The following is a 26,067-nucleotide window of genomic DNA, read 5'->3' on the forward strand; positions in this document are numbered from 1 at the left end:
GGCTGTACACCGATGGTTACACCTGTCCAGTCATCTGTCCATAGCGTGGGGCTCGGAAGTGGCAATCGAACTTGCTATGACCACACCCCCGCCGGTGACCAGCTCCCGATCCACCTCCGCGGTGATCTCCGCGCTGAGCCGGGTGTTGTCGCCCGCGGCCGGGAAGCCCTGGAGCAGGACCCGGCCCGCGCCCACACCGACGAACGCCGGCTGAGCCGGATGCACCGAGGCCGATCCGGGTACCGCCACGACCTGTCCGGCCAGGCCGGCGGGCACCAGCGGCCCGGTCGGGAACTGTGCCATGGAGCCCGGCGTGACCCAAGAAATCGGTGGCGGCCAGATTCTCGAAACTCGCCCCTACCGCATCGACTTCCGGTGGTCACCCGCGGCGGGCCGCCGGTGGGTGGGCCGAAGAACTCGCCGCGGTCCGGGCCGTCCCGGAACGTGGCTTCCAGTTCGACGGGGGTGGCCCGCAGTACGGCCGAATCGTCGTACTCGAAGATTCGACGTCACGACCTCGCATCCTGTGCAGAACCTGGCGGTCACCGCCGGCTCCGGCCAGGATTTCGTTCAGCACAATCCCAACCGTTGCCGGGCCCGGGTACCCGCCGCTTGGATGGTCGAGTCCATACGGCCACGAGCATTCGGGAGCAGGCGTTGAAATTCCCACGAGTACTGGCGATACCGGCGTTGACCATCGCTGCGGCACTCGCCCTCACCGGCTGCGGTGGGGGTGATGCCGGCTCCGCGGGTGTGGTGCGGATCGGTACCACCGAGAGCACTCCGGAATGGGACGTGTTCGAGCGGAAGGCCCGGAATGCGGGCATCACCCTGCAGATCACCAACTACTCCGACTACGCCCAGCCCAATATCGCCCTCGCGCAGGGGCAGATCGACGTCAATCTCTTCCAGCACCTGCAGTTCCTCGGCGAATACAATGTCGCCAACAATGCGGACCTGACCCCGATCGGGGCCACTCAGATCGTCCCGCTGGGCCTGTACTCGAAGAAACACCAGTCGGTCGCCGATATCCCCGCCGGCGGCCAGATCGCCATTCCCAACGACCCCTCCAACCAGGCGCGCGCACTGTTCGTCCTGGAGGCCGCAGGTCTGGTGAAACTGTCCTCCGACACCCGGGCGCCCTCCCCCGCCGATATCGACCGGGGTGCGTCCAAGGTGAAGGTGACCCCCGTCGACGCGGCGCAGACCGCGCTGTCACTGGCCTCGGTGGACGGCTCCATCATCAACAACACCTATCTCGAACGCTCCGGCGTCGATCCGCTCTCGGCCCTGTACAAGGACGATCCGACAAGTCCCGGGGCCGAACCGTACATCAACGCATTCGTCACGCGGGCCGAGGACAAGTCCGACCCGACATACCAGCGGCTGGTCGAGATCTGGCACGATCCCGAGGTCCAGCGGGCGGTTTCCGAATCCTCCAAGAGCACCTCGGTGGAGGTCCGGCGCAGCGGTACCGAGCTCGAGCCCATTCTGCAGCGGGTCCAGCAGACGATCCGCGACGGGAAGTGAGCGAGGCGGCCGGTCCGGAGTCCGCGGTACCGGCGGTCGAATTCCGGTCGGTGACCAAGGTCTTCCGCACCGGCAAGCGCGCGGATACGGCACTGTCCGATATCGATCTCCGGATCGAGAAGGGCGAGATCTTCGGCGTAATCGGCTACTCGGGGGCCGGTAAAAGCACTCTCGTTCGGCTCATCAACGCCCTGGAGAAGCCCACCAGCGGCACCATCGAGATCTCCGGCACCCCGATCACCGGGGTGCCGGAGGCGCGGGTGCGGCAGCTCCGCCGCGATATCGGCATGGTCTTCCAGCAGTTCAATCTCTTCCGCTCCCGGACGGCGGCCGGGAACATCGAATACCCACTGAAGGTGGCGGGCTGGTCGCGCGCGAAACGCAAGGAGCGACTCGCCGAGCTGCTCGACTTCGTCGGATTGTCCGACAAGGCCCGCAGCTACCCCGACCAACTCTCGGGTGGACAGAAGCAGCGGGTGGGTATCGCACGGGCGCTGGCCACCTCGCCGTCGCTGTTGCTGGCGGACGAGGCCACCTCGGCGCTGGACCCGGAAACCACCGGTGAAGTGCTGCGCCTGCTGCGCAAGATCAACACCGAACTGGGGGTGACCATCGTGGTGATCACACACGAGATGGATGTGATCCGCGCGGTCGCCGATCGGGTCGCGGTGCTGGCCGAAGGCAGGATCGCGGAGCTGGCGAATACCTTCGACGTGTTCGCCGCCCCGCAGTCCGCGCCGACCCGATCGTTCGTCGACACGGTGTCGCACAATCGCCCCGCCCCCGACGAACTCCGCCGCCTCGACGAACTGCACCGGGGCCGGCTGGTGACCGTCGATATCGACGATGCGCGGGGTATCGGCCCCGCCCTCACCACCGCCGCGCAGGCGGGCGTGGGCTTCGAGGTGGTGTACGGCGGCGTGAGCACTCTCCAGGACAAGACCTTCGGCAGTATCACCCTCGCACTCGACGGCCCGGACGAAGCCGTCGACAAGGTGATCGCCCAACTCGACCAGCGGTAGCGAGGACCGATATGGACACCGATTGGGACAAACTGCGGCCGATCCTCACCGAGGCCGTGGGCACCACCCTCTACCTGGTGCTGCTCACCTTCGTGGTGGGCGGCTTCCTCGGGCTCATACTGGGCACCGCGCTGTACACCACCCGCAAGGGCGGACTGCTGGCCAACAGCCCGATCAACTGGGTCCTCAATGTGCTGGTCAATATCGTGCGCCCGATTCCGTTCATCATCCTGCTGGCCGCACTGGGCCCGGTCACGCTCGAAGTGGTGGGTACCACCATCGGCACCGAGGCGGCGGCCTTCGTGATGATCGTGGCCGCCTCTTTCGGGATCGCTCGGATTGTGGAACAGAACCTGGTCACGGTGGATCCCGGCGTGATCGAGGCGGCCCGCGCGATGGGCGCGGGACCACTGCGCATGATCCTTACGCTGCTCATTCCCGAAGCATTGGGCCCGCTGATCCTCGGCTACACCTTCGTCATCATCGCCATAGTGGACATGTCCGCCATGGCGGGCACGGTCGGTGGCGGCGGGCTCGGCGACTTCGCCCTGGTGTACGGATACCAGCGGTTCGACTGGGAGGTCACGTTGGTGGCGACCCTGATCATCATCGCCGGGGTGCAGGGCATCCAGTTCCTCGGCAATTGGACCGCCCGCAAGGTCCTGCGCCGCTGACCGGCTTCGACGCCCCGGTGCGCGCACGTCCGCACTCAGCGACGGACCGGCTGCGCACCGGCCGGGACGGTCTCCGCGACGGTGAGATCCGATGTATCGAGCCAGGTGCCCACTCGCGGCGTCGTCTCGCACAGCACGGTGTCGAGCCCGGAAACGGTGAACGCTCCATAGGCGTTCTCGGCCGGGCCCGCTTCCCGCGCGGCCACCGCGTCGGCCCGCGGTGCCGGCACGACGACATAGAGCGGATCGGTACGGATCCACCAGATCGTCCACGGCAGGAATTCGCCGAGTACGAAATCCTGGAGGCGCGCGGCGAACCCGGCACGGGTGTATTCATCGGAGGCGGCCGCCGCCGGACGGTGACGTAGCCGCAACTGGTCCAGGGTCTCCGATGTGGGATCGGCGGCCATCTCGGCGCGGCCAACCGACGGAAAGCGTCACCGCGGACGTGCGCCGAGCGCGGTAGCCGTCCGGCGAGCGCCTGGGTGACCGTGGACCCACCCGCGGCCTGGATACCGGTGATCGGATAGACGGCAGGCGAGTGGAGACCACGATCGCAGAGCGGCCGTCTCGACCGAGGTGGCCGGGTTCACCGGGGTAAGGGGATCCGCATCTCGACGGTCGTGCCGCTGGCGGAGATGATGACCTCCACCTCCGGAACCAGGGCGCGGATGATCGCCATCCCCCGGCCCCGGACCTGATCCGGGCCGGGATCGGGACTCTTCCAGCAGCCGTGATCGGCCACCGTGATGTGCAGGCTGCCGGCCTCCAGCTCGAAACGCAACCGGATGGTGCCGCCATCACCGCGGTGGCCGTGCTCGACCGCGTTCGCGCAGGCCTCCCCCACGGCGAGCAGCACATCATAGGTCTGATCTTCGCCGAGCGGGCAGTGCGCCAGCCACTCCTGTGTCCGGTGCCTGACCTCGGCCAACCTGTCGGCTTTCGCCGGAAACTGCAATTCCCATCGGGTCGGCGGACTGTCCAGCCCGGACGGGCGGGTCGTCGTCACCTGATCGCCTCCTGTAGGTCTCGCCGGACGGACGGCGTAGGCGGTACCGGGTCCGTGGCGTTCGGCTTGCTGTCCTGTCGGGACTCTGTGCTCACTGCTAGCCATACCCATTCGTCCCCGGAGCATTCGACCGGTCCCGCGGAGGGTTCACGAGCCCGACGCGGCAGCCGGTGCGTTGTGGATCATGCCCGGTGGTCACCCCTCCGCTCGGCTCAAACGTGGCATGGATTACGCAGTCGACGGTCCGGCCGGCGCCGGTGACTACTATTTCGCGATCGGGTAGATTTCGTTACGAAGTCTGTGCCGGCCCCGGTCGCGTTCCGCGCGGCGGGGCCTCGATACTGCAGAGGTGGAAAAGTGACGAAGTGCGAGCCGGAGGAGCAGCGATGAGCGGCGACAGCGCGCCCCGCCTGCTCGATGTAGCGGTGCGAGCGGAGGCCGGAACCGCGGTCGTCACGGTGCAGGGTGAGGTCGATATGGCGTCGGCGCCCCAGCTGCAGGCCGCTCTCGAAGACGCCCAGCGCGGCGGGGACCCACTGGTCGTGGACATGTCGGAGGTCGGTTTCCTCGGATCGGCCGGGTTGAGCGTACTGCTGGTGATCTCCGAGGCGGCCGAGCCCGGGGCCGGCCTGCGCGTGGTCGTCTCCGACGCCGTCCGCCGTCCCGTCGAACTCACCGGTCTCGACAAATTACTGTCGGTGCACGACTCGCTGGCGGACGCGCTCGCCGCGGGCACGAACCCCGCGGCGTCCTGAACCGCGGCCGGCTGCCCCGCGACTAACGGGCGCGGGGCAACCGGACCACCTGGACGAAGAAGTCGTCGATCTGCTTGATCGCCGCCACGAACTGGTCGAGATCGACCGGTTTGGTGACATAGGCGTTGGCGTGCAGCTTGTAGCTGCGCAGGATGTCCTCTTCGGCGGCGGAGGTCGTCAGGACGACCACCGGGATATGCGACAGGTCGGGATCGGCCTTGATCTTCTCCAGCACCTGCCGGCCATCGTATTTGGGCAGGTTCAGGTCGAGCAGGATCAGATCGGGGCGGGGAGCGTCGGTGTAGGGGCCGGCGCGATACAGGAAGTCCAGCGCCTCCTGCCCGTCGTGGGCCACGTGCAGCGTATTCCCGATCTTGTTGTCCTCGAATGCTTCCCTTGTCATCAGCTCGTCACCCGGGTCGTCCTCGACGAGGAGGATATCGATCGGCTGGCCGGGTACGGTCATACGGTTTCTCCTTCGGGTACGGGTTCCGTCGCAGCGGCGGGCACGGCCGGGGCTTCGGCGCCCGGATCGGTCTCGACGGTACGGAGGGTGAAGCAGATCCGGGTCCCCGCCGTGTTCTCGGTGTCGAGCCAGATGGTGCCGCCGTGGTATTCGACGATCTTCTTGCAGACCGCCAGACCGATACCGGTACCGCTGTATTCGTCGCGGGCGTGCAACCGCTGGAAGATGACGAACACCTTCTCCGCGAATTCGGGTGCGACGCCGATACCGTTGTCGGTGACCGAGAACAGCCCTAGCGCCGGATCGTCGGCGTAATTCCCGGCCTCGATGCGCACGACCGGTGCGTGGTCGGGCCGCCGGAACTTGACCGCATTGCTGATGAGGTTCTGCCACAGCATGGTCAGCAGGGTCGGCTCGCCCATGATCTCGGGAAGCTCGTCCGGACGCTCGACCACGGCGTCGGTCTCCTCGAGGGCGCCCGACAGATTGGCGAGTGCCTTGTCCAGCGGAACACCGAGCCGCACCGGCTGCGCACCCTCGCTGACCCGGCCCACCCGGGAGAAGGTGAGCAGGTCGTTGATGAGCACCTGCATCCGTTTGGCACCGTCGACGGCGAAGTCGATGTACTGCTTACCGCGCTCGTCGAGCTGGGAACCGTAACGTTTCTCCAGCAGCTGGCAGAACGAGGCGACCTTGCGCAGCGGCTCCTGCAGATCATGGGAGGCCACATAGGCGAACTGCTCCAGTTCGGCATTGGACCGGCGTAGTTCGTCGGCCTGCAGATCCAGTTCCGCCTTCTGCCGGCGCAGCAGGGTGCTCTGTGACTGCGAAGACCCCAGTTCGGCCACGATCCGGGTGCGCATATCCTCCACGGCCGCGGCGACCTGCACGATATCGGCCGGGCCGCGGCTGTCGATGTGACGGTCGAACTCGCCGTCGGCCACCCGCAGCGACGATTCGGTGAGGGCGGCCAGCGGGCGTACCACGAGTCGGCGCAGCAGCGCGGTCATCACGATCCCGGTCAACAGGAGGACGGTCACCATGCCGATCAGTACCACGTCGCGAATGGTGCGGGCGTGTTCCAGCGCTCGGGTGTCCGCGGCGACGGCGGCGGCCAGTCCGTCGTTCTGCACCGAGAACGCGATACGCAACCGATCGAAGACTCCTTTGGCGCGTACGGCCGTCTTCGCGGCCAGCGCCCTGGCCTTCTCCGGCGACGTACTGGCCGCGAGCGGGCCGGCGTACTCGCCGCGCCACTGCTGCGCTCCGCGTTCGATCACGTCGAGATCGGCGGTCAGGTCGGGCCGGTCGGCCAGCAGTTCACGCAGCCGCGCGGCCGCCCGGTCCTGCTCCCGGGCGCCCTCGACATAGGGCTCCAGGAACTGGGGGTCGGCGGAGATCGCATAACCACGCAGACCGGTTTCCTGGTTGATCAGCGCACTCTGCAACCGGTACGCCTCCGCGGACGCGGGCAGGGTCTGCCGGGCCAGCCGGTCGGTGGCATCGTTGGTGTTGGAGATGACCTGGGCACCCGCCACCGCACCGATCAGGACCACCAGGATCATCAATGCGAAGACCAGCTGAAACCACGCCTGCGCGGTCAGCCGGCCCACCACCCGGGAGTCGGCGTTCGTCACCGGAGTCCACCCTTTCGCCCATCGTTCCAGCACACATGAATGATGGCCAGGTCGTCGTCCAGACCGCCCGCCGGCCCGGCCAGTTCCTCGACCCGCCCGATCAGCTCGTCGACGAACGACTCGGGACGGCCCACCGGGACGGTCCGCGCGACCTCCAGCAGACCGGATTCCCCGAGCCGGGCGCCGTCGAGGCCGACCCGGCCCTCGAACAGACCGTCGGTGAACAGCATGAGTCCGGCGCCGACAGCCAACTCGATCTCCGTAGCCGGCCATTCGGCCCGGCCGGGCATAAAGCCCAGCGCAGCGCCGCCGGGAACCTCGAGCCAGCACAGGCCCCCCTCGCGGTGATGCAGCATGCCCGGATGCCCGGCGCGCCGCACCAGGACCCGCTTCGTCGACGGATCGAGCGTGAGACCGGTCGCGGTGGCGAAGGTCTGGCGGTCCGTCCGTTCGGCCAGCAGTACCTGCTCCAGTAGCCGCAACTGCCGCGAACCGGTCACACCGGACAGGACCAGGGTCCGCCAGGCCAGCCGCAGCGCGACACCGGTCGCGGCGGCGTCGGGTCCATGGCCGGAGACATCGCCGATGATGACGTGCACAATCCCGCCGGGATCCTGGACGACATCGTAGAAATCGCCGCCGAGCAGCGAATGGTCCCGGCCCGGGCGGTACCGCGCCACCACGTCCACCGCGCGGTCGGCACCGAGCAGCGGCGTCGGCAGCAGCCCTCGTTCGAGGCGGGCGTTCTCCTGGGCCCGCATCTGGCTGGCCTGCAGAGCCGCGCTGGTGCGTTCGGCCTGTTTACGTTGAATGGCATAGCGCACCGCGCGAGCGAACAATTCCGGCTCGACCCGGCCCTTGACCAGATAGTCCTGCGCTCCCGAGGCCAGGGCCGCCAGTCCCGTACTCTCCTCGTCGAGCCCGGTCATCACCACCACAGCGACGCGGTCGTTGTGCGCGCGGATCCGGGCCACCGCTTCCAGCCCCTGGGCGTCGGGCAGCCGCAGATCGAGCAGGACACAGTCGGGCACCTCGACGCTGAGCCGCGCGGCCGCCTCGGACAGAGTGCGCACCCATTCCAGGCGCATCCCGCGTTCGGCGTCGGCCACCAACTCCTCGACCAGCAGGGCGTCCCCGGGGTCGTCTTCCACCAGCAGCACGAGGGGTTCTCGCTCGAACCAGCCCGCATTGTCGGCCGGACCGAGATCCGCTCCGGCAATATCACCGCGCAAGGTCACCGCCGAACTCGCCAGCAGGCATCGACACCCAGCCTCCGATCACACAGGAAACGACGGCGACACAGCGCACGCTCGCAGACTCAGCGGCCGGTTGCTGGACCGAGAGGCAGTCACGATCGTAACGGATTGCCGTCCACCCCGGTAAACGGGCGGTGTCCGACGCCGCTCGTCCGGCCGGTGTCACCGGGCCCGGCCGGGGTGCGGGGTCCGCGGCCGCGGACCCCGGATACGGCGTCCTCCGCATGGAGGCGTGGGCACCCCAGAGATACCCGAGATTGCTTGCACGACAGTCTTTTACGGGCATGCGAAGCTTCGAAGGAGACCGCGGGACGAATCGGCATCGGCCTGCCCTCGGCGATACCCGGGGTGACCCGGGGCAATCGGGACCTGGGCCGCGCAGGGTGGATGCGCCCGGGTTCGCCGCACTCGGAGCCACCGATCGGCTCGTTTACGACAGCCGCGACCCACTGGTGACACCGGCGGTCGCCGCCGCGCACACCACCACCGCCGATCCGGGCGCGGCCACGTCGTTGTATGCCGGGCGCGCGGCACGAGTTCGGATCCGATGATCGGCGCCGCGCCAGGAGGTCGGGTGTGGCGCTGTAGCCGCCGGGCAGACCGCCGCCCGAGCGCGTTCAGCGCACCCGGCCGAGCGGGCATGCGGGGTGCGGTGAGCGGGCCGGGCACCGGTGGCCACGTACTGACGGTGACCGATGACTACCTGGCCAACAACGCGCGTTACGCGCAACAGTTCAGCGGTTCGCCCCCGCCGCCCAGTAAGCACGTCGCGGTGGTCGCCTGCATGGATGCCCGGCTGGACGTCTACCGGATTCTCGGCCTCCAGGAGGGCGAGGCGCATGTCATGTGGGCGGGGTGGTGACCGATGACGAGATACGCTCGCCGGCGATCAGTCAGCGGCTGCTGGGCACCACCGAAATCATCCTGATCCACCACACCGATTGCGGCATGCTCACCTTCACCGATGACGATTCACACGCGGCATCCAGGATGAGACCGGTATCAAACCCGCCTGGCCGGCCGAGGCCTTCTCCGATCTGAACGAGGATGTGCGGCAGTCGCTCCGGCGAATCGAGACCGGTCCGTTCATCACCAGGACCTCGTCACTGCGTGGTTTCGTCTTCGGTGTCGGCACCGGACGGCTCGACGAAGTCGGCGCCTGACCGCTACCGCTCCCGGCCGTGCCGCGTACCGATGATGTGCGCGGCACGGGCGTCACAAGGCGCCGTTCGCGGCGAGCACCTCGAACGCGGCGTCGGCGCTGCGCCACAACACGTCCATCTCCGCGCGTACCGCGGGTGCGGCCGCCGGATCCTGCAGCGCCAGACCGTTGCCGAAGATCACCACATTGGCGCCCAGATCGGCCAGCCGCAACAGCGGGCCGGTGGCCACGCCCGCGCCCAGTACGGCGTCGAGCCCCTCCCCCAGGAAGTAGAACCGCCACAGCGGACCCAGATCGCCGCCATATAGCTCTCGGGTGAGATCGACGATGAGCGACCCGTGGCTCGCGATCGCGTCGACGATCCGGAAGTAATCGGGCGCGTCGGTGGGGGTCGCACCGGTGGCGGCGACGGCATGGGACAGGTCGACGGTGAGGTGGGCGTTGTAGCCCGCCATCGCGACCCGGGCCGGCGACAGCTCGCAGCGGTGGGCGAGCCGGAAATAGTGGTTCCACTGGGGTTCGGTGGGTGCTCCGGTGAATTCCGCGTGCACATTGCGCAGGAATCGCAGCAGCAGATCGAGACTGATGCGATGCGCCCACTCCGGGTCGTCGAACGCGGCCGGATCACGTTGCAGCGGCATCACCGCGGCCTGTTCGACCGCGTCGAGCCCGAGGGCCAGCAGGCCCCGCCGATCCCGGTGCGCCACCAGGATCTCGGTGATCCGCCGGTGCCGCTCGACCGCCCGTTCCAGCCGGTCCAGCGACGAACCGGAGCTTTCGCCGTAATCCGTGGAGGTATCGGACAGTTCGACGATCTCGGTGAGTTCCGCGGCCGACAGCGCGGTACCACAGGCGGTATCGAGCTCGGATGCCGTGGCAGGCCCTCCACCGGCCAGCACGGCCACCTCCACCAGGAACACCGTAGCGAGGACGAGGTATCTCGACCGCACCCGACGCTGGCTGGGCATAGCTGCTTCGCTTTCGTTCGACGGACGATCGGGCCGTGAAATCCGGCAATCTGCGGTGGATCCGGAACAGCGGTGTTTCGGGTGAGCCGCCCTGCCGGGCGCGCGCTCGAGCCTAGCCCAGCCGCCGCCCCGATCCGCCCTCCCGCCCGTGGGAGCGGCCGGTCGGCCCGGCACCTGGCGTGTCAGCCGCGGAACGCGCGCCGGTAGGCCGCGGGCGTGGTGCCGAGTAGCGTGTGGAAGCGGCGCCGCAGGTACGCCTGGTCCACCCTGGCCGACGCACCCGTCCGGGAGCTGTTCCCGGTATCCGCCTGCGCTCACTGCGGGCCGGCCGCGACGGTGCCTCGGCCCATGTTCTCGAGATGGCACCCGGCCGCCGGTGGGAGTGCGTCGACGTGCACCGGCCCGGGCCGGAAGAAGTGTTCGTGGTGTCCGGCACCGCCAACGACGGAGTCCGTGACAACCCGGCCGGGTCGTTCATCCACGCACCGGCCGGGTCCTGGCATATATCGCAGCCCGTGACGGGTTGTGCGCTGTTCGTTCTCTGGCCCGAAGGCTGATGCGCCGCGTCAGCGGGAGGAGATCAGGTTCAGCGTCTCCTCCAGAACGGAGAGCGGAACCGCGCTCGGAACCAGGATGAACTCGTCCAACCCGGCTTCCTCGGCGGCGTCCAGCGTGCGGTGCAGTGCCGCGGCGTCGTAGGTCTTCATCGAGGACGCTGCTCCCGCGGCCGCCTCGCCGCCCAGGAAGCCCAGGTATTCCGCGGTGAAATCGCGGAGCACCTCGTCGGGTTCGGGCACACCGAGCGCGTAGAAGCATCCACTCACCAGACGCGGCGCGTTCCGGCCCGCCTCGGCCCAGGCGCGGCGCGCGGCCTCGGCGGACCAGCGGACCTCCGCGGGCACTCCGCCCACGCTGAACGCCACGACTCCGTCGGCCCACCGGGCGGCGCGCGCGAGCGATTTCGGGCCGAGGGCGCCGGCGAGCACGGGCGGTCCGCCGGTTTGCACGCACGGCGGCCCGAGCCGATCGCCTCCGGCGACGGCCGGTTCCCCGGCCCACAGCGCGCGCAACTCCGCGACCGCGCGATCCAGCCGATCGTGGCGGCGTTCGAAACCCGAGCCGAGGCTGCGATAGTCGTCGCCGCGGCCACCGACTCCCACGCCCAGGGCGAAGCGTCCCGCGGAGAGCACATCGATCGTCGCCGCCTGTTTGGCGACCAATGCCACCGGATGAGCCGGCAGCACCGACAGGTTGGCGAAGATCCGCACCCGTTCGGTGACCGCGGCGGCCGCGGCGAGAGTCGTCCACATCTCCTGATTGTGAAAGGTCATCCGCTCGCCGCACGAGATACTGGCGACGGGGCCTTGCTCGGCGAGCCGGCACCAATCGACGGTGGCCGCCCGGTCGTACCCGCGACACATGGTGGGTAGTGCGATCCCGATATCCATCGCCCCAGCATCGGGCAACCGAGCCCGCTTAGCAAGAACAGGTTCTAGTTTTTCCCGAGCCGGCGCCGAAGCCGGCCAGGGTCAGCCCCCACCGCCACCACAACCGCCACCTCCGCCACCGCCGCAGCCGCCGCCCCCACCGCAACCGCTGTCTCCGCCGCTGCCGCCGTCACCGCCACCACTGCCGAGGTACCACCCACCGGCCGCGGCCGTGCCGGTGACACCACGTCGGCGGGAGGAACGTAGCGGAGCCCGGCTCCGCCGGAACCTGCGCGCCGCGGACGTGATGGTGAGCACCACACCGACGGCGATGAACCAACCGCCGACCCCGAATCCGAAGAGGTCGGTCAGTACGAGGCCCACGAGAACCGTCGCGGCAGCCGATAAGAACAGCACAGTACCTCCCCGAGTGGTCGATCCACCTCAGAAGAGGCTACCCCGCAACAGCTCTCGGTGAACGTCTCCGGTGACCCGGAATTCCGTGGCGGCTTCCAGGCGAGCCGCCGGTGACCAGCACATCGGCCCGTCCGCCGGGCACCGGGCCGCCCCGGAGATACCCTCCTCCGCCCCGGCCGCGGACATCCCCACCCGATTACGCCCGCCGGACAACCGGACGCCCGGGACGCAGGTAGGGTGAACGCGACAGTCGGCAAGGACGGCGGGCTCGCGGTGCCGGTCCGTCGACCGGTGAAGCGACACCCGTGCACAGATCGGTGAGTACATGACGGCAAATGCCGCCACACATGTTGTTCCTGTCGACCGGATCGAGGTCTCCGCACCTCCCGAGGCGCCGGCCCGCCCCGCACGCCACAGCGATTACGCGGTACTGCTGCGGCAGGTGCGCGACGCAGGCCTGCTGGACCGGCACCCCCGCTACTACCTCTGGAAGGGCGGGGCCGCACTGCTGGCACTGGTCGGCGGGTGGACCGCGTTCGTCCTGGTCGGTGATTCGTGGTGGCAGCTGGCCACGGCCGCCTTCCTCGCCGCGCTCTTCGCTCAGTTCGCCTTCCTCGGCCACGATGCGGGGCATCGGCAGATCGCCGGCAGCCGCCGCGCCGACTACCTGCTCGGCGCGCTTTTCGGCAATCTCGCCATCGGCGTGAGCATCGGCTGGTGGACGAGCAATCACAACCGGCACCACGCGCATCCCAATACCGAAGACGCCGATCCCGACATCATGGGTGTGCTGGCCCATTCGACCGTCCGGGCGCGCGCCGGGCGCGGCCTGCGCCGGCTGATTTTCCGCTACCAGGGGTGGCTCTTCTTCCCGATGCTGCTCCTGGAAGGGCTCAGCCTGCACTTCTCGAGTGTCCGGGCGATCGTACGGCGCGATATCCCCCGGCGCGGCCTGGAGGCCGCGCTTCTGGCCGCGCACGCCGTGGGGTACCTGACCGTCGTCTTCCTGGTGCTCCCGCCACTGCACGCACTCGGTTTCATCGCCGTACAGCAGGGCCTGTTCGGGCTCTACATGGGCACCACGTTCGCACCCAACCACAAGGGTATGGCGGTACTCCCGGCCGGCGACACCACCGACTACCTGCGGCGCCAGGTTCTCACCTCTCGTAACGTCCGCGGCGGGGTCGTGATCGATACCGCCTTCGGCGGTCTCAACTACCAGATCGAACACCATCTGTTTCCCTCGATGCCGCGGCCGAACCTGCGGCGTGCCCAGCCGATCGTCGCGAAATACTGCGCGGATATCGGCGTGCCCTACTGCGAGACAGGTCTGTTCGATTCCTATGCCCGGGCTCTCGGGCATTTGCACACCGTCGGCCGGGCGGCCGGACCCGAGCGGTCCGGGTAGCCGGATCTCCCAGACGCGGCCGCTTCCGGCTCGTGGCGATCTTCAGCGAGACCGTGGTCCGGCGGTGACAGGCAGGGCGGTCAGGCCGTGTAGGGCGAGTCCTTTCCGCGCCACCGCCGGCCCCGCCTGGGTCAGCGCCGGAAACGCGCGCAGCAGCGCGGGGAAAGCGAGCTGGGCTTCCAGCCGGGCCAGCGGCGCCCCCAGGCAGTAGTGCACACCGCCGCCGAACGACAGCGGCGGTTCGCCCGCCCGGTCCAGGCGCAGTACGTCCGGTTCGGCGAAGACCTCGGGATCCCGATTGGCCGCGCCCAGCAGCAGGACGACCCGCTGTCCGGCGGGCAGTGTGAGACCACCGCTGTGCAGTTCCTCCGGCGCGGTGCGGGAGGTGAGCAGCTGCACCGGCGAGTCGTAGCGCAACAACTCCTCGGTCGCCGGACCGGCCAGCTCGGGGTTCTCCCGCAGCAATGCCGCCTGGTCCGGGTGTTCGAGCAGCGCGACCAGGCCGTTGGCGAGCAACCCGGTGGTGGTCTCGAACCCCGCGGCGAACAGCAGGGCCGCCATGGTGCTCAGTTCGTCGTCGTCCAAGCGCGCACCGTCGGCAGCCGGTACGGCCAGGGCCGACAGTAGATCGTCGCGTGGCTCCCGGCGCCGCCGCGCTGCCAGATCGCGCAGATAGTCACTGATTTCGGCGGCCGCGTCGTCGGCTCTGGCAACGCCCGGGCCGTCCAGTACATCGAGCACCCCCGTCCAGTCCCGCACCAGCGGCTGGAAGCGGAGCCGGTCGGCTTCGGGCACCCCGAGCAACTCACCGATCACCGTGACCGGCAACGGGAACGCGAAAGCGTCCACGAAATCCACCGCGCCGGGCCCGGCCAGATCGCCGAGCAACCGGTCGACGGTACGGGTGATCGCCCGGCGCAGCCCGGCCACTCGCCGCGCGGTGAAAGCGCCGGAGACCAATCTGCGCAGCCGGGTGTGATCGGGCGGATTGCGGACCAGCATGCTGGTGAACATCAGTCGCAGGCCCGGGTGTTCGCGCCAGTCGGCGAACCCGGCGGCGGCGAGTCCGTGTTCCGGCCGCTTCAGCAGCCGATGATCGCGCGCCAGGGTGGTGGCGAGCCGGTAACCGCTGACCACGAGTGTCCCGTCCGGAGTGTGGGCGGCGGGACCGAGTTCGCGCAGCTTCCGGTACAGCGGATACGGGTCGGCCTGTCCGGCCGGTGCGGTGAGCGCGGATATCAGTTCGCCTACTGTGCTCGCGATCTTCGTCGTCATGGTCACCCCCGGTTCGTGGTGTCTCGGAGCGTCCACGACGAGCCTACTCCCGAACGTGCTCCCCACACCCCGTCCACGGCCGAATCCCCCACGGAATCAATCGCATACGGCACCGTTCGAGGCCGAGCCCACCAGTCGCGCATACTTGGCGAGCACCCCCCGGGTGTAACGGGGTGGCAGTGGCGCCCAGCCTTCACCGCGGCCGGTGAGCGTCGCCGGATCCACGAGCAGGTCCAGGGTTCCCGCCCCGACGTCGAGCCGGATCCGGTCACCGTCCCGGACGAACGCGATCGGGCCGCCGTCGACCGCCTCCGGGGCGACATGGCCGACACACAGACCGGTGGTACCGCCGGAGAACCGTCCGTCGGTCAGCAGCAGGACATCCTTGCCGAGTCCGGCACCTTTGATCGCCGCCGTGATGGCCAGCATCTCCCGCATCCCGGGGCCGCCCTTGGGCCCCTCGTAGCGGATGACCACCACATCGCCGGCCGAGATGGTCCCGTCTTCCAGGGCGTCCATCGCGGCCCGTTCCCGGTCGAAAACCCGTGCGGTGCCCTCGAAGACATCGGATTCGAATCCTGCCGATTTGACCACGGCACCGCCGGGCGCGAGCGAACCCCGCAGGATCGTGATACCGCCGGTCGGATGGATGGGCGCCGACAGCGCGCGCACCACCTTGCCGTCCGGATCGGGCGGCGCGATATCGGCCAGGTTCTCAGCCACCGTCCGGCCCGTGACGGTGAGACAGTCACCGTGCAGGAGTCCGGCATCCAGTAGGGCTTTCATGAGCACGGGCACGCCGCCCACCCGGTCGATATCGGTCATCACATGCCGGCCGAACGGTTTCACATCGGCCAGATGCGGGACGCGGCGGCCGACCCGGGCGAAATCGTCGAGGCTCAGTGCCACGCCGGCCTCATGCGCGATCGCCAGCAGATGCAGTACGGCATTGGTGGATCCACCGAAGGCCATCACCACCGCGATGGCGTTCTCGAACGCCTCCTGGGTCAGGATATCGGAGGTGGTGATGCCGCGCCGGATCAGTTCGATCACGGCCTGCCCGCTGCGCCGGGCGTAGCCGTCACGCCGGCGGTCGGTGGCCGGCGGCGCCGCGCTGCCGGGCAGCGACATCCCCAGCGCTTCCGCCGCGCTGGCCATCGTATTCGCGGTGTACATTCCCCCGCAGGCGCCCTCACCGGGGCAGATGGCCCGCTCGATCGCGTCCACATCGGCCCGGCTCATGAGGCCGCGTGAACAGGCGCCCACCGCCTCGAAGGCGTCGATGATGGTCACCTCGCGTTCGCTACCGTCGGACAGTTTCGCGACACCGGGCAGGATGGAACCGGCATAGAGGAACACGCTCGCCAGGTTCAGCCGGGCCGCGGCCATGAGCATGCCGGGCAGCGATTTGTCGCAGCCGGCGAGCAGCACCGACCCGTCGAGCCGTTCGGCCTGCATCACGGTCTCCACGCTGTCGGCGATCACCTCTCGCGAGACCAGGGAGAAATGCATTCCCTCGTGCCCCATGGAGATACCGTCGGAGACCGAGATGGTGCCGAACTGCATCGGGAAACCACCCGCGGCGAATACGCCGTCCTTACATCCACCGGCGAGCCGGTCGAGCGACAGATTGCACGGCGTGATCTCGTTCCACGAGGAGGCCACGCCGATCTGGGCTTTGCCCCAGTCGTCGTCGCCCATACCGACCGCGCGCAGCATGCCGCGGGCCGCGGTCTTCTCCAGCCCGTCGGTGACATCGCGGCTGCGCGGTTTCATTTCGGGAGTATTCGGTTCGGAAGCCACGGGGCCATCATCCTCCTCCACCCCCGCAACACCGCCGGACCACGCCCGGCGACGGTCCGTCTTCCCCGCGCGGACGGCGTGGCGGCGCCCGACCGTCCTCATTCCGCGCCGGTGGCGGCAGTCGTCCCGGGCACGTTGATCAGGTCCGCGAACTCGTCGAGCAACTCGACCATCCGGCGGCGCCGATCCAGCGACAGGTGGGGTAGTTCGCTGTCCAGCGCGTGATCGATCGGCGCCCGCCCCCGGGCCCGGAAATCTTCTTCCACGCCCCCCGGCTCGACGGTGACCAGCACGCGCCGACCGTCGCGGGGGCCCGGCGCCGTGCTCAGTAGGCGCTGCTCACGGAACCGGGCGACGATCCGCGAGACCAGGCTCTGCGCAATGGCCGTCCGCTCGGTGATATCGCGGAAGTATCGCTTTCGGCCCGGAGACCGGGCCGCGAACTCTTCCGGAAGCCCCGCGGCCGCACGGTTACCGTTGTCCGGTGCACAGTCCCGAACTCCCCTGCCGGGTCATCTTCCTCAACGGAACATCGAGCCGGTAAGACGACGCTGGCCCAGGCCATCCAGGACGAGAGCCATATTCCGTTCGTCTACTGGGGAATCGACACCCTGTTCGGGTTGGTGCCGCCGAACTGGGGTGGTGGGCGGGACGGCCCGCGCAGCCGCGACGGATTCTGGTACGACCGCACGGGACACGACGCGCAGGGCCGGCCGGCGGTGGTCATCCGCTACGGCGACGTCGGACGCCGGATGTTGCGCTCGGCATGTGCCGCGGCCGCCGCGTTCGCCCACGGCGGTGACCATCTCGTCGTCGACGAGATGGTGCTGACCCCGGATCTGCTGTCGATATGGCTGGATGCCCTGTCCGGCTTGGATGTCCAGCTGGTCCGGGTCACCTGTCCGCCGGCTGTCGCCGACCGGCGGGAGCTGGCGCGCGGCCACCCGGCCGGATTGGCGCGGGGCCACCTGCCGACCGTCCATCAGCACGGCCACCCCTACGACACGGTGGTGGATACCACCGCGGGGACCCCCGCCGAACTGGCCCGGGCCGTGCTGCGCCGGGAGCGGACAGTACTCGGGTGACGCCGGTCCTCAGCTCGTCGGTGAGCCGCCGGACACGAGGACCGGGGTGATCAGGTCCGCTATCTCGCGTGCGTGCTCGTCGAGATAGAAATGGCCGCCCGGGAACAGCCGGACCGCGAAATCACCGCTCGTGTGCTCGCGCCACCGCGCCAGTTGCTCCGGGGTCGTCGTCGGATCGGAGCGCCCGAGCAGGGCGACGATATCGCAGCGCAGCCGCTCACCTTCCCGATACCGGTACGTTTCGACCGCTCGATAGTCGTTGCGCACCGCAGGCAGCACCATTTCGGCGAGCGCGGGCTCGTCGCGCAGGATGGTGACCGTGGCCGGGTCGTTCGCGAGGCGCTCGAGCTCGGCGATAAGTTCGGTATCGGTCCCGCGATGCAGGGTGCCCTGGTCGACGAACGCCGGGTCCGGGCGCCCGGAGACGAACAGCGCGGCAACCGGCCGCCCGCGCGCCTCCAGTCGCCGGGCCGTTTCGAACGCGACAGTGGCACCCATACTGTGTCCGAACAGCACCGGGCCCCCGGGCACGAGGGACTCGGTGGCCGCGGCGAGATGATCGGCCAGATCGCTGATCGAGGAAACGAACCCCTCACCGATCCGGTTCTGACGCCCCGGATACTGCGCCGCGTAGACCGACGGGCCGGGTCCGAAGCTCGCCGCGAGGTCACGGTAGCTCGTGGCCGAACCACCGCCCGGTGGGAAACAGACCAGCGCGGAATATCCGGTGCGGCCAGGCTTCAGTTCGCGCAGCCAGCGCTGCTGCTCGACATCATTCGGCACAGATATCTTCCTCCCGCTCGCCACCGCTGCCCGCCGACCTCGTCGACCCGGTCCGGTGTCGAGCGTCCCATAGTGGAAGAAATACGGGCACCGGCGGTGCGGAAGTCGTGACAGGGCCGGACGCCCGCTACGTCCGGCCCCACCGGCAGCGAATCGATACCGCGGCGGTGTCCGGCCTAGTTCGGCTCGATGAGCTGGATCTCGAGCTCGATCTTGACCGCATCGCTCAGCAGTCCGGGCGCCGGTTGCCCGACACCGAACTCGGTGCGCTTGATGGTGCCGGTCGCGGAGAAACCGGCGTGGCGTTCGCCGCCGGGACCGAAATCGCCGATCCCGCCCCACTCGACGTCCAGGGTGACCGGCCGGGTGACATCACCCAGAGTGACCTCGCCCACCATAGTGAACGATTCGGCGATACGGACCGGTTCGACGGCTCGGAAGGTCAGGGTCGGACGGTTGGCGAGATCGAGGAAATCGGCGGCGCGCACATGGGCGTCCCGGTCGGGGTTGCCGGTATCGAACGAGTCGAGGTGCACCGTCGCGCCGAGGGTCGCGGCGCCGGAGTCGTCCACGACGAACTCGGTCTCGAAGCGGGTGAAGCCTCCGCGCACCTTGGCGATACCGAGATGCCGCACGGTGAAGGCGACCGAGGAGTGCGCGGTGTCGAGCGCCCAGGCGCCGGGACGCAGCGTGGTGGTTTCCGGTGGTGTGGTCATACCATCGACCATCGCCGGACCGAGGTCCGGTTACCAGACCCCCGTTATCCTGGACCTGGCGCGGCGCGGCTACGCGGCCCGGAACAGGGCACGATGGTCCTATGACCCGAAGCGCATTCGCCGAGTTCCTGGCCAGACGCCGCGCGGAGCTGCGACCCAGCGATATCGGACTGCCCGCGGGCGGGCGCCGCCGTACCCCGGGGTTGCGGCGTGAGGAGGTGGCCGTCCGGGCGGGTGTCAGTGCCGACTACCTGGCCCGGCTCGAACAGGGCCGGGACACCAATCCCTCGATAGCGGTCGTGGAAGCGCTGGCCACCGCCCTGCTGCTCGACGAGCGGGAGCACAGCACCTTCGCCTGGCTCGCATTGACCAGCAGCAACGAGTCGCGCTGTCCGGAGCCCACGGATGAGCAGGACCGGGTACCCGAGACGATCGAGGCAGTGTTGCGGGCTCTGGCACCCACCGCGGCATTCGTCCTGGGCAGACGTCTCAATGTGCTGAGCTGGAACGCGGCCTGGGAGGACTTCGTCACTCCGCTGGGCCTGCTGGACGACCGGGGCGCGGTAAACCTCGCCCGTTACGTCTACGAGCATCCGATGGCACGAAGAACACTGCGCAACTGGGCCGAGGCCGCCGATACCTTCGCCGAGACGCTGCGCCGCTCGAGCCTGCGCTGGCCCGGCGATGTCGGCCTGCGGGAGACGATCGACATCCTGCACACAATTCCCGAGTTTGCGGCCCGCTGGCGTCCGCAAGGACCAGGGCATCCGGTGACGTCGACCCTGCGCTTCGACCACCCGCAACTGGGTGCGGTCGACGCACCATTCGAGACACTGGAGAGTGGCCAGGAGCAGAGCGTGGTGGTCTGGCTCGTGGCCCGCGTCCCCGTCGCCGATCGAACGCTGCGCCTGGTGCCACCGCAGGCCGCCGGGCAGTAGACCGCGGGGCGAGCGCACTCGGGCAGCCGGAAGCCGACCCCCGCGGAACGGCGAGGCGTGCGATATCGCCGGTACGTTCCCGATGCGGCGGATTCGATATTCGCCGCGCGGCCGGCGCTTCGGGGCCGCACCGTGGAAATCACCGATGACGTCGGCCACCGTAGGAGACGATATCGCACAGCTGGACCGAGCCACCGGAGTCGGTGCGCGCCTGTGGTGTCCGGCCGTGGTCCAGGCAGGTGACCGAGGAGGAGTTGCCGGACGCCGTGGCCGAGTTCACCGCAGCCGAAGCGGGCCGTGAAGGCACCAGCGTGGTGATCGGCCCGCCGGATGTGCCGGGTGCGGTCGCGGCGTCGGAAACCAAAGGCCTCGAGTTCGACGCCGTCCTGGTGGTGGAGCCGGAACGGATCCTCGCCGACGGACCGCGGGGCGCGGCCGAACTGTATGTGGCCCTCACCCGGGCCACCCAACGGCTCGGTGTCCTGCACCGGCAGCCGCTGCCGGCGGCGCTGCACGGGCTCACCGACGCCGGGACACCGGCCCCGGCCGGGGGACGGCCGGACGGTGCCCGGCGGTATCTCGACCCCGGAATTGAAATATAGTTCTCGCGAACTTCCGGCCACGCCGATCGGTCACAACTGCCCCGCCCCGCTCGCGATCTATGCTCGGTCCGCCCAGCGACCTGCCTCTTCTCCGAGAGCCGGGCAGTACGCACCCGCCGCGCGGAACCCCCGGTGGACCGAGGGACCGCCGGTGGCGCCGGCCTTCTCGACGCGTTCCGGGCAACGACAGCGATCACCTCGTGTACAGGAAGGATCGGAATGACCGAGTCCATCGCGGGAGTTGTGATACCCGACAGCCGGATGGTGGCCGAGGCCACCGAACTGGTGCGCGACAGCGCCCCGCCGCTACTGTTCCACCACTCCCGGCGCGTGTACCTGTTCGGAATGCTGTGGGGCCGTCGGCGCGGCCTCGATCCCGATCCCGAACTGCTCTACGTCGGCGCCCTCTTCCACGATCTGGGATTGACCGACGCCTATCGCACCACCCATCAGCGCTTCGAAGTCGACGGCGCGGACGAAGCGCGCCGTTTCCTCACCGCCCACGGCCTGGACACCGCAGCGGCTCAGCGGGTGTGGACGGCCATCGCCCTGCACACCACCCCCGGTATCCCCGAACATATGGAACCCGAGATCGCGCTGGTGAGCGCCGGTGTCGCCACCGATGTCCTCGGTATCGGCTACCACGACCTGGACCCCGACGAGATCCGCGCGGTGGTCGCGGCTCATCCACGGCCCGATTTCAAGAAGCAGATCCTGGCCGCCTTCGCCCATGGCTTCGCCGATCGACCCGACACCACCTTCGGCACCGTAAATGCCGATGTTCTCGCCCGTTTCCAGCCGGGCTTCACCCGCACCGATTTCGTGGACGTCATCGAAAACGGCCCCTGGGCCGAATAGCCGCCGCGTCGCTCATTCGCGGGCGGGGGCGTCGTAGACCAGACTGTAGCGCCAGAACAGGCGGCGCCTGATCCGCGCCCCGGGCAGTTCGGCGGCGACGGCGGCACGGATCTCGGCCAGGGTCTCCCGTGGATCGGCGGCAGGTGCCGACATATGCGGGGGCGGCGCCGTGGCGGGCGCCGGGTGCCGCATCATGCCCACCACGGGATTGGCCGCCACGGCAGGCAGGGCGGCGAAGCCGTCGACGAGACCCGCCGCGCGGAAACAGCCGACGACGACCAACCGCCCGCCCGGGGCGAGGCTCTCCCGCACCTCCCGCAGAGTGGGTGCCAGCGGAAGGTGGTGCAGCACAGCCACCAGGGTGACCGCGTCCCAGCGGCGACCCGGTTCACGCTCGGCGAAACCGGCTCGGACCACCCGCACCGCCGGGTCGCCGGCGAACCGGCGCGCCGCGATTTCGGCTGTCGCGGTATCGGGTTCGAGCGCGGTGACCGTGAGACCCCGATCCCGCAACCGGGCGGCGAGATTGCCGGTACCGCAGCCGATATCGAGCACCGTACGGGCTTTCGACGCGACCACCCGGTCGACGACCCAGCGGCCGTAATGGTCGTTGTGGCTCCACGGATGACGCCGGTTGAACCGGTCGAGTCGCGATATCGGCATTCCCGCATTCTGCCGCCCACGCTCGACCCGACACAGCCCGGAATCGCCGTCCTCGCTGTTCACACGGTCGCGAGAATTTCTCCACCTGAGCACGGGCTGAGAATCCCGCGCCCGATTCCTCCGGTTACGAATGCGTCACGATACGATCGCGCCCCGTGACGGACACCATGGTGCGGGCGGACGAGGCGCCCACGGGCGAGCAACCACCACCACCGCGGCCGGCACACGATAGACGGGCCAAGTGGATCGCCGTCATCGCCGGCCTGTTCGCGACAGTGCTCGCGGTGGCGGTACCGCTGCTGCCGGTACACGTGAACAAGACGACCATCGGCTGGCCGCAGCAGGGGTCGGCCCGCAGTATCACCGCGCCCCTGGTGTCCTACGCTCCGGTCACCTTCGATGTCACCGTGCCCGGCACGGCACTGGACCAGTTGGCCGATACCGGCGGGCTGGTCGCGGCGACCATGCCCGCGGGGGCACCCGACCTCGAGAAGTACGGATTCGTCGCGCGGGTACAACCGGCACGGGACGGCGAGCCGGCCCACCTCGAGGTGGTACTGCGCAGTCAGTCCATGTTCAGCGTGCCGCTCGACCGACTCCGCGACGCCACGCTCACGGTCCGATCCGACAGCGTCGCGACAACCGCCGAGCTCACCGGCACCGATACCGAACCGCTCCTCCTGGCCGGGGACTTCCGGCCGCAGGTGGTCGGCGTGTTCAGTGATCTGGTCACCCCGGCCGGTGCCGTGGTCGAGGTGGAGGTCGACAGCCGGTTCTCGGTCACCCCGACATTCACCAAACGCGCCGCGACCGTGCTGGCGGTGGTGCTGGCGGCGGTCGCCCTGGTCGCGCTGCTGAGGCTCGACCGGTCCGACGGACGCCGGATCCGCCGACTCGTGCCGCAGCGCTGGCGCACCTTCACCGGTATCGACGCGGGTGTCCTCACGACACTGGCGCTGTGGCATTTCATCGGCTCCACCACTTCCGACGACGGCTACCAATTCGGCATGGCCCGCACCTCGCTGGTCTCCGGCTATATGGCCAACTATTTCCGGTTCTTCGGCGTGCCGGAGAATCCGGTCGGTACGCCGCCCTACGACGTGATCGCGCAGCTGACCGAGATCAGTATCGCCAGTCCGTGGGTGCGCCTGCCCACCCTGCTGGCCGGGATCCTCGCGTGGCTCACCCTGAGCCGTGAGGTGATTCCCCGGCTCGGTGCCGGGCTGCGCCGCGACCGCATTGTGGTCGGCACCGGCGCGCTGGGCTTCCTCGCCATCTGGCTGCCCTACAACAACGGGCTGCGACCGGAACCGGTGATCGCGGTCGCCGTCCTGCTCACCTGGGTTTTCGTCGAACACGCCATCGCGAGCAGACGCCTGCTCCCGTATGCGATCGCGATCATGATCGCGGCGTTCAGTCTCACTGCCGCGCCATCGGGGGTGATCTGTTTCGCACCGCTGGCGGCCGGTGCGCGCTCGATGGTGCGATTCGGGATCCGGCGGGCCCGCGCACTGGCGGTGACCACCGCACGTCGCGGCCGGGATATCAATTGGCCCGCGCGCATTTCGGCCTACGGTGCGCTACTGGCCCCGCTGGCCGCGGCCGGCACCCTGGTACTCGTCTTCGCCTTCGGTGTCCAACCGCTGTCGGCGATGTTCGAGATGACCCGGGTGCACAACGCGGTCGGCCCGTCGGTGCCCTGGTTCGACGACTACCAGGCCTATCAGCGGCTGTTCACCGCCACCGCCGACGGCTCGATCGGACGCCGTTTCGGGGTCGTCGCGATGTGGCTCGGCCTGCTGGTGTGCGCCTTCGTGCTGCTGCGCAAGGGCGGGCGTATCCCATTCATCACCTCCGGCCCGACGAAACGCCTGCTCGGCATCACCTTCGGCGCGATGCTGCTGATGGCGACCGTACCCACGAAGTTCACCCACCACAACGGCGTGTTCGCCGGTCTCGCCGGCGCCGTCGCGGTGGTCACCGCGGTGGCGGTGGGCCCGAGAGTGATGCGGGCGCCGCGGTATCGTGCTCTCTTCGCCGCCATCGTGGCGGTAACGCTCGCGCAGATCTTCACCGGCGTCAACAAATGGTTCTACGCCTCCGGGCACGGTATTCCGTGGTGGGATACGGCTCCGGCGATCGGCGGCGTCGGGATGAGCGAGATATTCCTGATCGTCGCCGTGCTGTGCCTGGCACTCGCCGGGTGGTGGCATCTGCGGTCCCCGGAACCGGGTACTCCGCACCGGGTTTCGCCGCGGGCCTGGCGGTTGGTGAAGATCCCGCCGCTGACGGTGGCGGCGGCCGTGATCGTGATCTTCCAGGTGGGTTCATTCGCCACCGCCGCGGCCACCCAGTATCCGGCGTTCTCGCTGGCCCGCTCGAATGTCGATGCCGTACTGGGGAAGCCGTGCGGACTGGCCGACGATGTCTTGGTCGAATCCGACCCGAACACCTCGATGCTCCCGCCACTGACCGGTGACGCGGCCACGACGTTCGCGGCGGACGCCGAGGGCTTCGTTCCCGGCGGGGTCGCCGATGTCACGTCCGACGACGATCAACCCGCGGACGACAACAGCCTCGCCGCTGCCCTGAACGATACCTCCGACGGCACCTCGGTCACCCAGACCGGCGGCGCACCACTGCCGTTCGGCCTGGCGAACACCACCCCCGTACTCGGTACCGCCGGACAGCGGGCATCGGCCGAACTGACCACCGGCTGGTACCGTTTGCCCGACCCGGCCGACCGCGCCGGGATCATGGCGATCACCGCGGCGGGCCGCTTCCGGGCGATCACCCAGGACGGCGAGGTCATGCCGGGACAGCCCGTCGATATCGAGTACGGTGTCACCGATCCGGTGTCCGGAGCGCGTTCGCTCGGACAGGTGATGCCCATCGATATCGGACCGACTCCCTCGTGGCGTAATCTGCGCGTTCCGCTGGACGAGATCCCGGACCGGGCGGATGTGGTCCGGATCGTCGCCCAGGACCGGACACTCGATCCCGACCAGTGGATCGCGTTGACCCCGCCGCGGATTCCGCAGACACGCACGCTCGACGAGCTGATCGGCTCCGACCAGCCGGTGCTGCTCGACTGGGCGGTGGGATTGCAGTTTCCGTGCCAGCGTCCGTTCGATCACAAGAACGGTATCGCCCAGGCTCCCGGCTGGCGCATCCTGCCCGACCGTCCCGCCGCGAACACCACCAACCTCTGGCAGCGCCACGACGGTGGCGGACCGCTGGGCTGGAGTCGCCAGTTGCTGCGCTCACAGACCCTGGCCACCTATCTGAAAGACGACTGGAGTCACGATTGGGGGCAGTTACAGCGGCTCACGCCTGTGGACGCCTCGGCCCGTCCGGCCGCGCCGAGCGTGACCCGGCGAGAACATTCCGGGTTGTGGAGCCCCGGCCCCATCAACGTCACCTGGTAACCGGAGTCGCCGCGCCCAACGCGCGGGTCCGGCGCCGGCCGCCGGTATTCCCGGTGACGCTCCCCTGGTTATCGGAAGAAAACGCTTTGAACGAACCAGCGTTACTGCGCGGCCGGTGTACCACTGCAAGCCGAACTCACCGTCTCGCCGGAACATCTGTCCGCGGCGGTACTCGGCATACCGGC

Annotated in this window: 24 protein-coding genes and 4 pseudogenes; 12 read left to right on the forward strand and 16 right to left on the reverse strand. The window is 69.0% G+C overall.

Translation table 11 applies throughout. The annotated features are described in order from the left end of the window. Positions 1 to 30: 30 nt before the first annotated feature. The gene (locus ACQPYS_RS15205; RefSeq protein WP_433489915.1) at positions 31 to 303 is read right to left on the reverse strand and encodes a hypothetical protein; all 273 of its coding nucleotides are present in this window, start codon (positions 301 to 303) and stop codon (positions 31 to 33) included. Between the two features lie 354 nt (positions 304 to 657). Between ACQPYS_RS15205 and ACQPYS_RS15210 the strand changes: the two genes are divergently transcribed. From ACQPYS_RS15210 to ACQPYS_RS15220, 3 genes are read left to right on the forward strand one after another with little or no spacing between them, the layout of a single operon-like run. Beyond that, entirely contained in the window at positions 658 to 1,530 is an 873-nt protein-coding gene (locus tag ACQPYS_RS15210) for a MetQ/NlpA family ABC transporter substrate-binding protein (RefSeq protein ID WP_433489916.1), read from the forward strand. Next, the gene (locus ACQPYS_RS15215; protein WP_433489917.1) at positions 1,527 to 2,552 is read left to right on the forward strand and encodes a methionine ABC transporter ATP-binding protein; all 1,026 of its coding nucleotides are present in this window, start codon (positions 1,527 to 1,529) and stop codon (positions 2,550 to 2,552) included. Before ACQPYS_RS15210 ends, ACQPYS_RS15215 begins: the two co-directional genes overlap by 4 nt. An 11-nt stretch (positions 2,553 to 2,563) precedes the next feature. Next, on the forward strand, positions 2,564 to 3,226 hold the full coding sequence (locus ACQPYS_RS15220) for a methionine ABC transporter permease (protein WP_433489918.1): 663 nt from the start codon (positions 2,564 to 2,566) through the stop codon (positions 3,224 to 3,226). A 35-nt stretch (positions 3,227 to 3,261) separates the two neighbouring features. On the opposite strand, the gene ACQPYS_RS15225 is transcribed toward ACQPYS_RS15220, so the two are convergent. Beyond that, positions 3,262 to 3,636 carry a hypothetical protein gene (locus ACQPYS_RS15225; RefSeq protein ID WP_433489919.1) on the reverse strand — a complete coding sequence of 125 codons (375 nt, stop codon included), beginning with the start codon at positions 3,634 to 3,636 and terminating at the stop codon, positions 3,262 to 3,264. Between the two features lie 179 nt (positions 3,637 to 3,815). Beyond that, positions 3,816 to 4,235: an ATP-binding protein gene (locus tag ACQPYS_RS15230; RefSeq protein WP_063034617.1), complete on the reverse strand. Its 420-nt coding sequence runs from the start codon at positions 4,233 to 4,235 to the stop codon at positions 3,816 to 3,818. A 386-nt stretch (positions 4,236 to 4,621) separates the two neighbouring features. On the opposite strand from ACQPYS_RS15230, the gene ACQPYS_RS15235 reads away from it, so the two are divergent. Then, positions 4,622 to 4,990, forward strand: a complete 369-nt coding sequence (locus tag ACQPYS_RS15235; RefSeq protein WP_431938085.1) for an STAS domain-containing protein — start codon at positions 4,622 to 4,624, stop codon at positions 4,988 to 4,990. A gap of 22 nt (positions 4,991 to 5,012) precedes the next feature. Here the strand turns inward: ACQPYS_RS15235 and ACQPYS_RS15240 are convergent, their stop codons facing one another. The 3 genes from ACQPYS_RS15240 to ACQPYS_RS15250 form a co-directional block, all read right to left on the reverse strand. Beyond that, on the reverse strand, positions 5,013 to 5,456 hold the full coding sequence (locus ACQPYS_RS15240; RefSeq protein WP_063034619.1) for a response regulator: 444 nt from the start codon (positions 5,454 to 5,456) through the stop codon (positions 5,013 to 5,015). Further along, on the reverse strand, positions 5,453 to 7,021 hold the full coding sequence (locus tag ACQPYS_RS15245) for a sensor histidine kinase (RefSeq protein WP_433493050.1): 1,569 nt from the start codon (positions 7,019 to 7,021) through the stop codon (positions 5,453 to 5,455). The genes ACQPYS_RS15240 and ACQPYS_RS15245 overlap by 4 nt, the downstream gene beginning before the upstream one ends. A gap of 68 nt (positions 7,022 to 7,089) precedes the next feature. Continuing rightward, positions 7,090 to 8,331 carry a PP2C family protein-serine/threonine phosphatase gene (locus ACQPYS_RS15250; protein ID WP_433489920.1) on the reverse strand — a complete coding sequence of 414 codons (1,242 nt, stop codon included), beginning with the start codon at positions 8,329 to 8,331 and terminating at the stop codon, positions 7,090 to 7,092. A gap of 700 nt (positions 8,332 to 9,031) precedes the next feature. Between ACQPYS_RS15250 and ACQPYS_RS15255 the strand changes: the two are divergent. Beyond that, positions 9,032 to 9,512: pseudogene (locus tag ACQPYS_RS15255) on the forward strand (beta-class carbonic anhydrase). A gap of 52 nt (positions 9,513 to 9,564) precedes the next feature. Here the strand turns inward: ACQPYS_RS15255 and ACQPYS_RS15260 are convergent. Then, on the reverse strand, positions 9,565 to 10,479 hold the full coding sequence (locus ACQPYS_RS15260) for a DUF5995 family protein (RefSeq protein WP_063034621.1): 915 nt from the start codon (positions 10,477 to 10,479) through the stop codon (positions 9,565 to 9,567). Between the two features lie 216 nt (positions 10,480 to 10,695). On the opposite strand from ACQPYS_RS15260, the pseudogene ACQPYS_RS15265 reads away from it, so the two are divergent. Then, a pseudogene (locus ACQPYS_RS15265) lies at positions 10,696 to 11,036 on the forward strand (cupin domain-containing protein). Positions 11,037 to 11,045: 9 nt separating this feature from the next. Here the strand turns inward: ACQPYS_RS15265 and ACQPYS_RS15270 are convergent. After that, a complete protein-coding gene (locus ACQPYS_RS15270; RefSeq protein ID WP_433489921.1) occupies positions 11,046 to 11,927 on the reverse strand; it encodes an LLM class flavin-dependent oxidoreductase in 882 nt (293 codons plus the stop codon). 81 nt (positions 11,928 to 12,008) lie between these two features. Next, positions 12,009 to 12,323, reverse strand: a complete 315-nt coding sequence (locus ACQPYS_RS15275; RefSeq protein ID WP_433489922.1) for a hypothetical protein — start codon at positions 12,321 to 12,323, stop codon at positions 12,009 to 12,011. A 325-nt stretch (positions 12,324 to 12,648) separates the two neighbouring features. On the opposite strand from ACQPYS_RS15275, the gene ACQPYS_RS15280 reads away from it, so the two are divergent. Further along, the gene (locus ACQPYS_RS15280; protein ID WP_433489923.1) at positions 12,649 to 13,731 is read left to right on the forward strand and encodes a fatty acid desaturase family protein; all 1,083 of its coding nucleotides are present in this window, start codon (positions 12,649 to 12,651) and stop codon (positions 13,729 to 13,731) included. Between the two features lie 42 nt (positions 13,732 to 13,773). Here ACQPYS_RS15280 and ACQPYS_RS15285 read toward each other — a convergent pair whose 3' ends face one another. From ACQPYS_RS15285 to ACQPYS_RS15300, 4 genes and pseudogenes are all read right to left on the reverse strand, one after another. Next, positions 13,774 to 15,006, reverse strand: a complete 1,233-nt coding sequence (locus tag ACQPYS_RS15285) for a cytochrome P450 (protein ID WP_433489924.1) — start codon at positions 15,004 to 15,006, stop codon at positions 13,774 to 13,776. Between the two features lie 96 nt (positions 15,007 to 15,102). After that, positions 15,103 to 16,782 carry a dihydroxy-acid dehydratase gene (ilvD, locus tag ACQPYS_RS15290; RefSeq protein ID WP_063034625.1) on the reverse strand — a complete coding sequence of 560 codons (1,680 nt, stop codon included), beginning with the start codon at positions 16,780 to 16,782 and terminating at the stop codon, positions 15,103 to 15,105. A 125-nt stretch (positions 16,783 to 16,907) separates the two neighbouring features. Next, a complete protein-coding gene (locus ACQPYS_RS15295) occupies positions 16,908 to 17,102 on the reverse strand; it encodes a hypothetical protein (protein WP_433489925.1) in 195 nt (64 codons plus the stop codon). 12 nt (positions 17,103 to 17,114) lie between these two features. Next, positions 17,115 to 17,234: pseudogene (locus ACQPYS_RS15300) on the reverse strand (hypothetical protein); the annotation flags it as partial. A gap of 156 nt (positions 17,235 to 17,390) precedes the next feature. On the opposite strand from ACQPYS_RS15300, the gene ACQPYS_RS15305 reads away from it, so the two are divergent. Then, a complete protein-coding gene (locus ACQPYS_RS15305) occupies positions 17,391 to 17,894 on the forward strand; it encodes a phosphotransferase-like protein (protein ID WP_433493051.1) in 504 nt (167 codons plus the stop codon). A gap of 9 nt (positions 17,895 to 17,903) precedes the next feature. On the opposite strand, the gene ACQPYS_RS15310 is transcribed toward ACQPYS_RS15305, so the two are convergent. Together ACQPYS_RS15310 and ACQPYS_RS15315 are read right to left on the reverse strand one after the other, a co-directional pair. Continuing rightward, positions 17,904 to 18,677: a thioesterase II family protein gene (locus ACQPYS_RS15310; RefSeq protein WP_084480312.1), complete on the reverse strand. Its 774-nt coding sequence runs from the start codon at positions 18,675 to 18,677 to the stop codon at positions 17,904 to 17,906. 176 nt (positions 18,678 to 18,853) lie between these two features. Then, positions 18,854 to 19,393 (reverse strand): YceI family protein, encoded by a 540-nt coding sequence (locus ACQPYS_RS15315; protein WP_433489926.1) that lies wholly within the window; start codon positions 19,391 to 19,393, stop codon positions 18,854 to 18,856. A gap of 101 nt (positions 19,394 to 19,494) precedes the next feature. On the opposite strand from ACQPYS_RS15315, the gene ACQPYS_RS15320 reads away from it, so the two are divergent. The 3 genes and pseudogenes from ACQPYS_RS15320 (at position 19,495) to ACQPYS_RS15330 (ending at position 21,791) form a co-directional block, all read left to right on the forward strand. Then, positions 19,495 to 20,331 (forward strand): helix-turn-helix transcriptional regulator, encoded by an 837-nt coding sequence (locus tag ACQPYS_RS15320; protein WP_433489927.1) that lies wholly within the window; start codon positions 19,495 to 19,497, stop codon positions 20,329 to 20,331. A gap of 191 nt (positions 20,332 to 20,522) precedes the next feature. Beyond that, positions 20,523 to 20,933, forward strand: a pseudogene (locus tag ACQPYS_RS15325) (helicase); the annotation flags it as partial. A 219-nt stretch (positions 20,934 to 21,152) separates the two neighbouring features. After that, on the forward strand, positions 21,153 to 21,791 hold the full coding sequence (locus ACQPYS_RS15330; protein WP_433489928.1) for an HD domain-containing protein: 639 nt from the start codon (positions 21,153 to 21,155) through the stop codon (positions 21,789 to 21,791). A 12-nt stretch (positions 21,792 to 21,803) separates the two neighbouring features. Here ACQPYS_RS15330 and ACQPYS_RS15335 read toward each other — a convergent pair whose 3' ends face one another. Continuing rightward, on the reverse strand, positions 21,804 to 22,454 hold the full coding sequence (locus tag ACQPYS_RS15335) for a class I SAM-dependent methyltransferase (RefSeq protein ID WP_433489929.1): 651 nt from the start codon (positions 22,452 to 22,454) through the stop codon (positions 21,804 to 21,806). Between the two features lie 167 nt (positions 22,455 to 22,621). Between ACQPYS_RS15335 and ACQPYS_RS15340 the strand changes: the two genes are divergently transcribed. Beyond that, on the forward strand, positions 22,622 to 25,882 hold the full coding sequence (locus tag ACQPYS_RS15340) for an arabinosyltransferase domain-containing protein (RefSeq protein WP_433493052.1): 3,261 nt from the start codon (positions 22,622 to 22,624) through the stop codon (positions 25,880 to 25,882). Positions 25,883 to 26,067 lie beyond the last annotated feature (185 nt).

Origin of the sequence: Nocardia grenadensis, from assembly GCF_050942415.1 — a bacterium.
GTDB lineage: Bacteria > Actinomycetota > Actinomycetes > Mycobacteriales > Mycobacteriaceae > Nocardia > Nocardia grenadensis.

Bases quoted from the DNA above. Each gene is read 5' to 3' on its own strand.
- ACQPYS_RS15205 (WP_433489915.1), bottom strand. From the start codon at position 303: ATGGCACAGTTCCCGACCGGGCCGCTGGTGCCCGCCGGCCTGGCCGGA.
- ACQPYS_RS15220 (WP_433489918.1), top strand. From the start codon at position 2,564: ATGGACACCGATTGGGACAAACTGCGGCCGATCCTCACCGAGGCCGTG.
- ACQPYS_RS15225 (WP_433489919.1), bottom strand. From the start codon at position 3,636: ATGGCCGCCGATCCCACATCGGAGACCCTGGACCAGTTGCGGCTACGT.
- ACQPYS_RS15235 (WP_431938085.1), top strand. From the start codon at position 4,622: ATGAGCGGCGACAGCGCGCCCCGCCTGCTCGATGTAGCGGTGCGAGCG.
- ACQPYS_RS15240 (WP_063034619.1), bottom strand. From the start codon at position 5,456: ATGACCGTACCCGGCCAGCCGATCGATATCCTCCTCGTCGAGGACGAC.
- ACQPYS_RS15245 (WP_433493050.1), bottom strand. From the start codon at position 7,021: ATGATCCTGGTGGTCCTGATCGGTGCGGTGGCGGGTGCCCAGGTCATC.
- ACQPYS_RS15260 (WP_063034621.1), bottom strand. From the start codon at position 10,479: ATGCCCAGCCAGCGTCGGGTGCGGTCGAGATACCTCGTCCTCGCTACG.
- ACQPYS_RS15270 (WP_433489921.1), bottom strand. From the start codon at position 11,927: ATGGATATCGGGATCGCACTACCCACCATGTGTCGCGGGTACGACCGG.
- ACQPYS_RS15280 (WP_433489923.1), top strand. From the start codon at position 12,649: ATGACGGCAAATGCCGCCACACATGTTGTTCCTGTCGACCGGATCGAG.
- ACQPYS_RS15285 (WP_433489924.1), bottom strand. From the start codon at position 15,006: ATGACGACGAAGATCGCGAGCACAGTAGGCGAACTGATATCCGCGCTC.
- ilvD (WP_063034625.1), bottom strand. From the start codon at position 16,782: ATGAAACCGCGCAGCCGCGATGTCACCGACGGGCTGGAGAAGACCGCG.
- ACQPYS_RS15315 (WP_433489926.1), bottom strand. From the start codon at position 19,393: ATGACCACACCACCGGAAACCACCACGCTGCGTCCCGGCGCCTGGGCG.
- ACQPYS_RS15320 (WP_433489927.1), top strand. From the start codon at position 19,495: ATGACCCGAAGCGCATTCGCCGAGTTCCTGGCCAGACGCCGCGCGGAG.
- ACQPYS_RS15330 (WP_433489928.1), top strand. From the start codon at position 21,153: ATGACCGAGTCCATCGCGGGAGTTGTGATACCCGACAGCCGGATGGTG.
- ACQPYS_RS15335 (WP_433489929.1), bottom strand. From the start codon at position 22,454: ATGCCGATATCGCGACTCGACCGGTTCAACCGGCGTCATCCGTGGAGC.
- ACQPYS_RS15340 (WP_433493052.1), top strand. From the start codon at position 22,622: ATGGTGCGGGCGGACGAGGCGCCCACGGGCGAGCAACCACCACCACCG.